This window comes from Arenibacter sp. F20364, assembly GCF_023015905.1.
GTDB lineage: Bacteria > Bacteroidota > Bacteroidia > Flavobacteriales > Flavobacteriaceae > Arenibacter.
The window spans coordinates 278,041-290,594 of the sequence record NZ_JALKBD010000004.1 but is presented as its reverse complement, the minus strand read 5'-3'; the positions used below and the strand labels follow the sequence as shown (position 1 = coordinate 290,594).

The 12,554-nt window shown below is 44.8% G+C and carries 8 protein-coding genes; 7 read left to right on the top strand and 1 reads right to left on the bottom strand.

Annotated elements, in window-relative coordinates:
- Positions 1-486 precede the first annotated feature (486 nt).
- The 3 genes from MWU84_RS05170 to MWU84_RS05160 all read left to right on the top strand — a co-directional run bounded on the left by MWU84_RS05170 (position 487) and on the right by MWU84_RS05160 (position 5,732).
- Positions 487-1,170: an FMN-binding protein gene (locus MWU84_RS05170; RefSeq protein ID WP_246899036.1), complete on the top strand. Its 684-nt coding sequence runs from the start codon at positions 487-489 to the stop codon at positions 1,168-1,170.
- Between the two features lie 534 nt (positions 1,171-1,704).
- A complete protein-coding gene (locus MWU84_RS05165; protein ID WP_246899034.1) occupies positions 1,705-2,844 on the top strand; it encodes a saccharopine dehydrogenase C-terminal domain-containing protein in 1,140 nt (379 codons plus the stop codon).
- 167 nt (positions 2,845-3,011) lie between these two features.
- Positions 3,012-5,732, top strand: coding sequence for a bifunctional YncE family protein/alkaline phosphatase family protein (locus MWU84_RS05160; protein WP_246899033.1), 2,721 nt, complete (start codon positions 3,012-3,014; stop codon positions 5,730-5,732).
- Positions 5,733-6,127: 395 nt separating this feature from the next.
- Here the strand turns inward: MWU84_RS05160 and MWU84_RS05155 are convergent, their stop codons facing one another.
- Complete coding sequence (locus MWU84_RS05155) at positions 6,128-8,185, bottom strand: TonB-dependent receptor (protein WP_246899031.1); 2,058 nt, start codon at positions 8,183-8,185, stop codon at positions 6,128-6,130.
- Positions 8,186-8,629: 444 nt separating this feature from the next.
- On the opposite strand from MWU84_RS05155, the gene MWU84_RS05150 reads away from it, so the two are divergent.
- From MWU84_RS05150 to MWU84_RS05135, 4 genes are read left to right on the top strand one after another with little or no spacing between them, the layout of a single operon-like run.
- On the top strand, positions 8,630-9,328 hold the full coding sequence (locus MWU84_RS05150; RefSeq protein ID WP_246899029.1) for an orotidine 5'-phosphate decarboxylase / HUMPS family protein: 699 nt from the start codon (positions 8,630-8,632) through the stop codon (positions 9,326-9,328).
- 35 nt (positions 9,329-9,363) lie between these two features.
- Positions 9,364-10,389, top strand: coding sequence for a zinc-binding dehydrogenase (locus MWU84_RS05145; RefSeq protein ID WP_246899027.1), 1,026 nt, complete (start codon positions 9,364-9,366; stop codon positions 10,387-10,389).
- A 5-nt stretch (positions 10,390-10,394) separates the two neighbouring features.
- Positions 10,395-11,195, top strand: a complete 801-nt coding sequence (locus tag MWU84_RS05140) for an SDR family oxidoreductase (protein ID WP_246899025.1) — start codon at positions 10,395-10,397, stop codon at positions 11,193-11,195.
- 25 nt (positions 11,196-11,220) lie between these two features.
- Positions 11,221-12,114, top strand: a complete 894-nt coding sequence (locus tag MWU84_RS05135) for a sugar phosphate isomerase/epimerase family protein (RefSeq protein ID WP_246899022.1) — start codon at positions 11,221-11,223, stop codon at positions 12,112-12,114.
- The last annotated feature ends 440 nt before the right edge of the window (positions 12,115-12,554 follow it).

Sequence of the window (12,554 nt, the reverse complement as noted above, 5' to 3'; positions counted from 1 at the left end):
TAGCGTCTCGAATTTGGGTAACTGTCAAATTCCCTCCCCCTTTCCTGCCCGGTCTTTTGGCGGAGTTAGGGGCGGGTTTTTCCAAGGAAGGGGGGGCATTCCTGCATAAAAATCAATAATTAGAAATGACCATGTTCCCCTCTTGGGAGGGGCTAGGGGTGGGTTTTAACCATCCCCTATCAAAGATTCTTAATCTTAGACCTGGGCTTTCAATCCCTTCCGTCTCCTCCGCCAAATGGCGGATAATCCACCTTCCCTTAACCAAGGGAAGGAGCCTTTTTGTTCGTCATTCCGACAGAGAAGTAGACGACGTGCACTTAACCGGTTCTCGATACAAAATGGCTAACGCCATTTCACTCGAACTAATCTAGCGTCTAGCATCTTGATATATGGGACTGACCAAAATCATTTCAGGAATTATGCCTTCGTATTACCTTCGAAAAATAGCATTTTGGGCAATTTGGAACTTTTTAAATAAAAATGAATATGGAGAAAATAAAAATACTTTTGATGATCTTGGTTGTACTGGGGTGGAACTGCAAGGAAAATCCAAAGCAAACGGAGCAAAAAACTGAAACCGTAAAACAGGAAACCAAAGCCACTCCCGCTTTATCGGAAAGTATAAAGGAGATTGCAACCTTTGTAACACCCGATTTTACGGACACGACGGACATTCAGGACCTAATAATTTTTAAGGAGCTCGATTTATCGGGCAACACTATTACTACCATAGATACTGATAGGGCAGGCGACCTGTACAAAAAGTTGGCGACACGCGGCCAAGCTGCTTCATTGCCCATATTTGAAGTGAAGGGAACGGACCTGGTTGTTCTGCCCGTACAGGGTGTTGGTTTTGGTGGAGCCATTTGGGCAAAGGTACTGTTGGATAAAAAGACCCTGGAAATAAAGAACATAGCCTTTGAGCATAAAGGGGAATCTGAAGGTTATGGTGCGGCTATGGTCCAGAATACCTTTGAGGATCAGTTCCTAGGCGTTAAAATTAACTTAGAGGAAGATACATTCACATTGCAAAAAGCAATTGAAAAAGCCAATGATGACGGACATTTTATTGACGGGTTAACCGGAGCAACCATGACAAGTAAAGGAGCCGTTTCCATGGTGAATCAGGGTTTGCGAAAATATAGCAGCTATTTGAAGAGTGTTCAGTGAACAGTAAACAGTAATCAGTGGTTGAAACAATTTACAGTGAACAATTAGCAGTAAACAGTAATCAGTTGGCAGTGGTCAGTAGTGAGAAATGAGAACCTAGAGTCAGGAGACTAGACTATGGTGTTCAGTTTAATGTTCAATGTTATAAAGTTCAAAGTTCAAAGCCGTCACTTCGAGTTTACCCGACCGTCAAGGCGGGTGATCCGACAAAGGAGGATTGTATCGAGAAGTAGACGACGTGCACTTAACCAGTTCTCGATACAAAATGGCTAACGCCATTTCACTCGAATTGACGCTAGAGTCTAGATTCTGGGCAACTAACATATTCCCCTCTTGGGAGGGGCTAGGGGTGGGTAACTATTACCAATATGTGCGACTTCTCTCCCGTTAACTATCGGGAGGGGTCCTTTTGCCGGGGGCTAGTCCCGATAGTTATTTGGAAGGGCCTTAAACGGCATGATACTATATCCAAGTATCAGCAGAAATCTGGATAAAAAATGCTATCTTTCTTATAACATATTAAGCTTATTATTTATGTCGTATAACATGGTTATTGCCGGTGCTGGGGGTATTGCCCAGGCCGTTGGATTGATAATGGCGGATTGGGGAAATGTTCCTCTAAAAATATTCATTGGCAATCGCACGCTGGAAAGGGCGGAAAAGGTGGCCCATTGGATAGGGGAGGGTACAACCAACCCAGGGGTGGCAAAGGCGTTTTGGCTTTCCGAATCGGGCCTGACCCAAGAAATGGAGGATATTTTTACGCAGGGCGATGTGCTGCTGGATTGTCTGCCCGGTAGCTTGGCCCCCAAAATGGCGAGCTATGCCAAAGATTTTAAAATGCACTATGTAAACCTCACCGAATATGTGGCGGAGACCAATGAAATAATAGCATTGGCAAAAAATGCCGAAACCGGTTTTGTGCTCCAATCCGGACTGGCTCCAGGGTATATTAATCTGTTGGCGCACCATCTCTTTCAGGAATTTTGCATTAAGCATAAGGTAGACAAGGTAGATAAGCTGCAGTTTAAGGTGGGGGCCTTAACGGACCATGCCGTAGCACCACATTATTACGGATTTACCTGGAGTCCCGTGGGGGTTGCCACCGAATATGTAAAGGATGCGGAAGCAGTCCGTAATTACAAAAAAGTACCTCTTAAATCCCTCTCCGAAAGGGCAACGATTATTATAGATGGTAGGACCTATGAAGAAGACCTTACTTCAGGTGGGGCCGCCGATCTTCCGGACGCCCTAGCGGGCAAGGTGCGAGACCTGGATTATAAGACCTTGAGATATCCCGGGCACTACGCCTGGGTGCAACAACAGCTTGCAGGTTTTAAAAATGTGGATGCCTCTATTAAGACCCTTCAGGAGAAAATGGAAAGTGAAATTCCCCATATCGAAAACGACCAAATTGTACTATATGCCGCTGTGGAAGGCAAGGATACGCACGGGGTGCTTAGAAGGAGTGAGGTCTCCAAGCTGATATTCCCGCAAAAAGTAGGGATACACAGACTAAGGGCCATACAGACCACCACGGCGGCACCCATGGTTCAGGCTGCTTTTATGTTGATGGAGTCCGAATACAAGGGGGTTGTTCTGCAAAGTCAAATAGATCCAAAACCTTTTTTGAACGGTAACTTTATAGCACCTATTTATGGCTATATCAATTAAGCTGAGATTGAGTTTGAATACCATTTTGGCCATTTGTCACTTTTACTTCAATTAAATTATTTTAACATAATGTAAAATTATGGTTAAGACCCTATCCCTTTGGCCAAAAATGCGTAATATTATTTTTTAATATTTAAAATATCTATTTACACCTTAAATTCAACCTAATGAATCGGCTAATTATCCTCCTTTTAACACTCGTTTTTATTGCCTGTAATTCACGCCAAAACAGTATCTCCATTTTACAGGTACCCGGTAAAGATCAGTACAGTATTATTGATGAAAATGGAATATCCATTTTGGCCAGTGGGAGGTATGTGACACCAGTAGGGGATAAATTGCGGATTACACATGATCCTTTTGGGATGGCCGTTTCTCCTGATGGGAGCAAGGCGGTTACCCTGCACAATGGGGTCTTTACAGTAATTGACGTCGCCTCCTTGGAGTCGGTCAGGATTCCCAGCTATGACGGCAGTATACCGTCACCGTTGGCCAAGGGTTCTTTTTTGGGGGTTGAATTTGCTCAGGATTCCAAAACGGTTTATTTAAGTGGGGGAGATACGGGAGCTGTTATACAGTATGATGTGGAGAATCTTGTAAAAGTGGATTCCATCTCCTTGAACGGTATGGTTGACGGGAAGGATTATCAGGATAGTTTTACTTCCGATCTGAGGATCAATGAGGACGAGAACGAACTGTTGGTGCTGGATCGGGGCAATTTTAGACTGGTGCGTATCGATCTGGATACCAAAAAAATAAAGGGGAGCGTCAATGTAGGAAGACAGCCTTTTGGCTTGGCCATCAGTCCCGATAAAAAGCAGGCCTTTGTAGCCAATGTCGGGGTGTATTCCTATCCTTTGATAGAGGGCGCCACTCCGGCCAATTACGATTCCTTAATGATTTCCCATCACCCCTATGGGGACAATACCAAGGAATCCATAGAGGGTACCGAAGTGGAAGGACGAAAGATCCCAGGCTTGGGGAGTCCGTTGCATCCGGATGCCATGAGTGTCTTTACCATTGACCTGGACAATAATAAGGTGATCAAAAAATTTAAAACGGGACATCAAATAGGACAGACCGTGGAGGATGCCGAAGTGGTTGGTGGCGCAAGTCCCAATTCCATTGCCGTTGGGAAACAATTTGCCTATATAACCAATGCCACCAACGACAATATCACCATCATTGATCATTTAAGTCAGGAAATTGTAGGGCATATTCCCATTAAGGTGGATCCACGAATCGACAAATACCGTGGTCTGCTGCCCTTTGGTATCACCATGGACAAAGCTGAAAAAACATTATATGTGGCCTTATTGGGATTCAATGCGGTGGCCGTCATAGACATTCCCTCCCAAACCACCAAGGGGCTTATTCCCAGTGGCTGGGGGCCTACCAGGGTGGAATTGTCCAAGGATGAAAAGAATATTTATATTATTACCTGTAGAGGTCTTGGGGCCGGACCCAATGGCGGGAAGGACTTTGTAGAACCCCCACAGGGCGATTACATTGGGGATATTCAATTGGGGAGCTTTCAAAGGGTCCCTATGCCAACCGATGAAAAACTTGCCGAGTACACCAAAATATCTATCGACAATACCTTCAGGGAAAGCACCATAACCGATGATGGTACCAATCCTTTGCCTCCCTTGCCAAAGTTGCGCCAGAGTCCAATTAAACACGTGGTGTATATTACCAAGGAGAACAGGACCTACGATGAGGTTTTTGGACAGCTTAAAACAGGAAAGGGCGATAGTACTTTGGCCCGATATGGCGTTAATAATACCTATACCTTGCCGGATTCCGTTCAGGCACAATTCCCCAACCTGCGCATTTCACCCAACCACCATAAGGCCGCAAAGCAATTTGCCTATTCGGACAATTACTATTGCGATAGTGATGCCTCGGTGCACGGCCATCATTGGCTAGTGGGTGTTATTCCCAACGAATGGGTAGAGGCGAATGCCAGTGTGAGCAAGACGGCCAAAATATTCTCGGACGCTCCGGGGCGTCGGCACCCTGGAACAATTGGAAGTGTAGATCCTGAGGATTATGCGGAGATTGGCGGACTTTGGGAAGCTTTGGATAGGGAAAAGGTTTCCTTCTACAATTTTGGACAGGCCAATGAAACGGCACATGTGCGCGAAGAATGGTACGATACCAATACAGGCGCTGCCCATGGGGTGATGGTGCCCATGCAAAAGGCTTTGTTTACAAGGACCAGCCACGACTTTGCCGGGTACAATATGAATATTCCCGATCAATACCGAATGGATCAGTTTGAAAGGGAGTTTACAGAGAAATGGATAGAAGGGGAGGAAGAAATGCCGCAATTGGTGACCATGATGTTGCCCAACGATCACGGGGCAGGAATACGTCCAGAAGATGGTTATCCTTACCCACAATCCTTTATGGTAGATAATGACTTGGCAGTAGGTAGGGTTTTGCATTTTCTGTCCAGGACCAAATACTGGAAGAATATGCTGGTCATCATTACGGAGGACGATCCCCAAGGTGGTGTAGATCACGTGGATGCCCATAGGTCCATTCTTATGATGGCGGGGCCTTATGTGAAAAAAGGCTATGTTTCCAACACCCATGCCAATTTTGGTGCCCTGTTAAAGACTATGTACAATATTTTGAATGTTCCCTATGTAAATCAATTCGATGTTACGGCATCCTTGCTTCAGGATTTTTTCACCTCGGAGCCCGACTTTACACCCTATACTTTGGAACGCCATGATGAACGTATGTACAACGCGGAACTCTCCATGCAGAAGTACAATAAAACTATCGATTGGCGCAAAATAGAACAGGGTCCCCCAATGGACAATGAAGACGAGGCAAGGGTAAACCATTATGAGAACAAGACGGATGATGAACAGTAAACAGTAATCAGTAATCAGTAAACAGTGGGCAGTGAACAGTGGGCAGTAATCAGTGGGCAGTTGACAGTTGACAGTGGTCTACGTCCCTGATATAGGTTGACCACTTTAAAGTGGAAATAACTATGAGCTCCTTCTCCTGTCCATGAGTTTTGGTTCCTAACAATTCCCCTCTTGGGAGGGGTTAGGGGTGGGTTTTCCGCGGGAGGTAGGGGTGTATTTCTGTATTCACTCCCTATATTTTGTAGTACCCCATATCTTAGGTTTTCAATCCCTTCCGTCTTCTCCTCCTATGGTCGGAGAATCCACCTTCCCTTATACTTCGACTCCGCTCTGAACAAGCCCAAGGGAAGGAGCTTTTCTTATTCCGTTCTTGATTTAAAACTCAAAAATCACCACTACAAACTCGCACTTACAGATAACACTCCAGACCTCCCATAACCATTGACTCCAGAGCCATGATATCTATAATCCTCATTGAAGATATTCTGTAGTCCAACAGCTATGGTAATGTAATTAATGGAATAACTGCCATGAATATTAAGTACGTTCCAACCGCGCGTACCACCATCAGGGATTCTATTGTCGTCTACATCCCCAGACGCCAAACGGTCCTGTTTGCCTGCCAAGAGCCAATCTGCACTAAGATTCCAATTTTTGAATGTGTAGGAGGTGGCCAATCGACCAAATAAAGGCGGGATTCGGCGAGCCGGTTCATCACTGGTTTTGTTTTGACCATAGGTATAGGTCATATTTCCTGATAGGTTCCAATTCGGATTCAGGCTTAGATCCAAGCCCATTTCGGCCCCTTGGATAAAGCCGCGTTCCACATTTTTCTTTTGATAAACGGGATAGCCCTCAATACTGTCGACAGCTATTCTGTTCCGTACAATTAAATCGTACAATTCATTACGATATAAAAATACTTCGGCCTTTACGGCACGATTGCGAAATTTGTAGCCCAGTTGATATTGTAGGGAATGTTCCGGTTTTAGATCGAAATTGGGTGTTTCGTACCTAAAATCTACTATGCCCAAGGATCCAAGATCATTGATATTCGGAGCCCTAAAGCCTGTATTTACCGAAGCAAAGACATTGGATGTTTCATTCAGTCTTCGCTGCACCCCCAGATTTCCAACCAAGGCCGAGGGTGTAAGTTTGGTGGCACCCAAGATCGAATCGGTCACTTTGTTGATAAAGGTATTGAACCGCAATCCTGCTGTAATGTCCCATTGCTCCATGCTTAGGGTATGCATGCTGAAAGCGGCAATACTGGTCATGGTGGCCCCGTCTGGATATAATCCACGATTGGCCGTTTCGTTGCTGCTGGTCAGATCCTTATCCGTGCGACTACTTCTTACCTTGTCGTTATAGATCTCGACCCCGCTATTAGCGGACCATATTTTTCCATGGCTCGAAAATGTTTCGGCCGAAAATCCAAAGGTCCTCACCTTATCATTTTCGGTTCGCAGTGAAGTGGAGCCATTTTTTTGCAATATCCTACCTTCTTCATGATGTTGGTAGGAAGTGGTGACCACCGCGGTTTTAACGATATTGTTTCCTAAGTCCTGGTGGAGTCTAAGGTAGGCCAGTTCCCTTTTTTGCGGGTCCATCTTATTTATGGCATAATCCTCCAAGGCTACCTTGTGGTAGACGGGAACATCTTTTTGATGCACACGTTGGTACACTGTGGTGAGGCTGGAACGGTCCGACAGCAATATTTTTCCCTTGAGGTCAAAATCCAATTCTCGGTAGCCGGTCGGAATCTGTTGTCCTGTGGTATCACCACCTATAAGGTCTCCGAAATTTCGCCAAGTGGCATTGGCCCTAAAGGCCACTCGTTTGTCCCCGTATTTTAAGGCTGCATTGGCCGTCTGTTCCATGTTCTGGGTCACAAATCGGGTAAAAAGATCTGTACCCCAAACCGGTTTTTCGGCGGTTTCCACCTTTTTGCTCAAGGCTTGGATGGTTCCTCCTATGGCATCGGAACCATATTGTACAGAACCGCTTCCACGTAAAACTTCCATTTTGCCCACGCTGAACACATCAATGGTATTAAAATACTGGTTGGGTCCCGATCTTACCGTGGCATTATTAAGGCGGATACCGTCATAAAGCAGTAAGGTTTGATTCCCTGTTAACCCCCTTATAAAGGGCGATCCTCCGCCATGGTTGGTTTTTTGAACAAACACCCCTGTTGCCAATTGCAGTGCTTCGGGAGCAGTACGTAATTGAAATCTTTGTATGGAGTTGTTGTTGACCACCTCAATGGCTTCCGGGGTCTTATGTTGTATGGATCCGTATCTGTTTGCCGTAACCACTACCTCCTCCAAGGCGTTTAAGGGCAAAGAGTCTTTAGGTGACTCGGAATTTTCCTGGCCAACTAAGAATCCTGTGATACTGCAGAAAATAATGGCAAAAAGTAATTTTGAAGGTCTATTTAAAACTAAGGTCATTCTGTAATTAATTGGATAAATATGATTTTGGATGTTATGTTTTGAATGGCTTGAACCTCCAACGGGACAACTGAGCTCTTGACATTAAAAGGTAGCAAAATTGGCCTATTTGCCTTTATTCGGTATTAAATTAGTATTATTTAAAATTTATCTTTTGCAATAATAGTAGTTCTTCCAAGAATATAAAAGACAAAAATGGCATTGGCAACCACAGGCTATATTTATTATTGGTTGTGGCATTACAATGGTGGGTAAATCATAAAAGGGTAATATTGGATTTATAATTGATAAATTTTATGTATTGTGATTCTTTATCTTTGGATTCTTGATGTTGCCCTAAATAATCAATGCTTTTTTTATCGTTTTATCAGCATTTTGAATTTAAAACAGCTAACATAAAATCAAATAATACAACAAAATCAATTAAAAAATTATTGACCAATTATGAAACCAATCGTACAGATTTCCCTTGACCTTACCAATATTGACGAAGCTTTAGAAACTGCATCCATGGCCTTACGCGCCGGGGTGGACTGGCTGGAAGCCGGTACCCCTCTTATCTTGGCTGAAGGATTGCATGGAGTTCGAAAATTAAGGGAGGCCTTTCCCAATATCCCTATAGTAGCAGATCTTAAGACGATGGACGGTGGGTATTTGGAGGCCGAAATGATGGCGAAGGCAGGTGCTACCCATGTAGTGGTTATGGCCAGGGCACATGCGGAAACAATAAAGGTGGTAGTGCAGGCGGGCAAAGATTACGGGGTAAAGGTAATGGGCGATAATTTGGGTTGTCCGGATATGGTAGAAGGGGCCAAATGGTTGGAGGACCTTGGGTGCGATTATATTATTCACCACATAGGTTATGACGAGCGCCGTGGCATTGCTGCCCAAGGCTTAAAAATGCCCAGCCCCATGGACCAATTGAAAGAGGTAGTCAATGCCGTCAAGGTGCCGGTACAGGCCGTTGGCGGACTGACTTTGGAACAGGCCATACGCTGTCCAGAATACGGGGCGCCCATGGTTGTTCTAGGAGCCCCGTTGACCATAGATGCCGATTCCTTTAAGACGGCCGATGGCGACCTTGAAAGTTCATTGCGACTTATCTGCGAAAAAATCCATGCGTACGGGGAAGTAACTCGCTAATCAACAGTAATTACCTAATAAAAAGAATTATACAAATGAGTTCAATAGGAGTAGTAAATTTCTCTTCCAAACAAGGAAGTGTAGAAATTCGAGAAATAGAAAAACCGACGATCGGGGAGGATGATGTGTTATTGGAAGTGGCCAATGTTGGGGTTTGTGGAAGTGATCTGCATCAATGGACTGCCGACCATAGTTGGCATGTAAATTACCCAGTGGTCCTTGGGCACGAGTTTGGCGGACATATTGCAGCATTGGGAAGTAGGGTAAGCGGATGGAAGGAAGGAGATAGGGTAGTCAGTGAGACCGCTGCTGTGATAGATCCAAATAGCCCACTTACAAGACAAGGCTTGTACAATCTGGACCCGACTAGGAAAGGTTTTGGCTATGGTGTAAACGGAGCCATGACGCGCTTTGTTAAGGTGCCTGCCAGATGTCTACATGCGGTACCTGAAAACCTGCCATTTGAACAGGCCTGTTTAACAGAGCCTTGTTCCGTTGCTTATAGTGCAGTGGTAGTAAACTCTAAAATTAAACCAGGGGATAGGGTCGTTGTTTTGGGCCCGGGAACCATAGGAATCCTATGTGCCGCCATGGCGCGGTTATGTGGTGCCGAAGTCGCCATTGTTGGATTGGAGGCCGATAGGGGAAGATTGGATATAGCTAGGCAATATGGCTGCGAGGGCATTGTGGGAGATGCAAGTGCCTGGGCCAATAAACAGGATGGTCTGGGAGCGGATTGTGTTATAGATGCCGCTGGGGCCAGTGCTACCTTGAAGATCGCCTTGGAATTGGTGCGTCCCAATGGGCATATTACCAAGGTTGGCTGGGGGCCACAACCTCTTAACTTCTCTTTGGATCCCTTAGTACAAAAAAATGTTACCCTTCAGGGCAGCTTTAGCCATAACTGGCCCATTTGGGAAAAAGTACTTTCCCTATTGGCTTCAGGGACCTTAGATGTAAAGCCTATTATTGGTGGGGTGTGGGAATTGAAGGATTGGCATGAGGCCTTTGAACAAATGCACTCCGGTAAAGTGGTAAAAAGTGTTTTGAAACCAAATTAATCCCTATGCGTTTAAAAGATAAGGTCGTTTTAGTAACCGGAGGCTATACCGGTATAGGTAAGGCCATAGCCAAGCGTTGCGTGCAGGAAGGTGCCAAAGTATTGGTCAACGGCTTGGAAGAGGAGCGTGGCTTGGCACTGGTGGAGGAATTGGGTGCGGATATTATTGCACATCTTACAATAGATATTACGGAAGATAGTGCCCCGCAATTATTGGTTGAAGAAGCCATATCCAAATTTGGGAAGCTGAACGCCGTTGTGAACAATGCAGCCTATATTGCTTCCTCCAATATTACAAGCACAGAAGTACCTTTTATAAAGCGTATGTTGGCCGTGAATTCCGTTGCTCCTCTAATGATCATTCAGGCAGCCTTACCGCATTTATCAGCTGTTCGCGGTTGTGTGCTGAATATAGGCTCCATTAACGCTTGGGGCGGGGAACCTGATCTACTGGCTTATAGCATGTCCAAAGGAGCATTAATGACTATGACAAGGAACCTGGGGGACAGTTTGTTTAGGGAGAATGGTGTACGTGTAAACCAGATCAATCCAGGTTGGGTACTTACTGAAAAAGAAATATTGAACAAGAAGGAGCAGGGTATGGAAGCCGATTGGTATAAGGGCATACCGGACATTTTTGCTCCTGCCCAACGCATTTTTACCCCAGAGGAAATAGCAGCAGCCTGCCTCTATTGGCTCTCCGATGAATGTGGTCCTGTAAGCTCCCAAGTAATGGATCTGGAACAGTTTCCTATAATAGGGCGTAACCTCCCCAAAAACTGGGAAGGTTCCCATAAAAAGAAATAATTAATAACGATAAAAGAATTAAGATTTGCCACAATTAGCAGTATTTCCCAAAGCATTTATGCATGAACTATGTAAGGATGGAACCATGAAAGTTTCCGAATGGATAGACCTAGCGGTTGAACTAGAGGTAGACGGCTTGGAATGGTATGCCGGATTTTTGGAAATGGCCGATAAATCCAACTGGCCTATTTTTAGGGAGCAGGTAGAGCGCCATGGAAAAACAATACCCATGCTCTGTTGTTCCCCGGATTTTACCCATCCGGATGCCGCTTTTCGGGAAAAGGAAATTAAAAAACAAATAGGGTGGATAGAAATGACCCACGCCTTGGGCGGTTCATATTGTAGGGTGCTGTCCGGACAACGTCGTCCCGAACTAACCATAGAAGAAGGTGTTGGCTTTGCTGCGGACTGCATAAAAGAGTGTCTTCCGCATGCGGAAAAGTTGGGAGTTACCCTAATTTTGGAAAACCACTACAAGGACGATTTTTGGGAGTATCCCGAATTTGCCCAGCAAATGGACATTTTTTGCATGTTGGTAGATCGTATACACCATCCCAATTTTGGGGTCAATTACGATCCTAGCAATACCTTTTTGGCAGGGGAGGACCCCTTGGAACTCTTGTACCGGGTGTCCGATCGCGTGGTGACCATGCACGCCAGTGACCGTTATCTAAAAGAAGGAACGATAGAGGATTTAAGAAAGGAAGAAGGTGGTGCCATGGGCTATGCCAAAAGATTGAGTCACGGCGAAATTGGCAAGGGCCTGAATGATTATGATGCTATTTTCAAGGAATTGAAAAGGGTTGGTTTTGATGGCTGGATCAGTATTGAAGACGGTGTGGACGGAATGGACCAATTGGAGCGCAGCGTAGCTTTTTTAAGAAAGAAAGTAAAGGAGTATTGGCCTGAATTTAAATAGGGGGTACCCAAAGCCTTATAAGCTAAAAGTCACCAATAAGAATTGCAAAGGTCTGTTGGTGCTTTTTTCATTAGTTGGTGAATAAGACTAAAGGAAGGTATATGTCATGATAAAAGAGTCAATAGCCATTAGCCAAAAGGCAGAGTCTATAGAAAAGAGAGTAAAGAATAAAGAGACCGACCAGAGTCGAAAACTTTTGAATTTCTATGTTCATGATTCTGTCGTCAGTTCGAGTGAAATGCCGATAGGCATTTAGTATCGAGAACTGCTTTGGTGTTGTTCGTCTACTTCTCGATACAATTTTATTGCGCTGCGCTTCATAAAATCACTCGAAGTGACGACTTTCAACTTTTAAACATTAAACTTTAAATCGTTTGAGCTACTGAAGACTGTTCACTTGAATCCCTTCTCGATACAATCCTCCTTCATCGGATCACCTA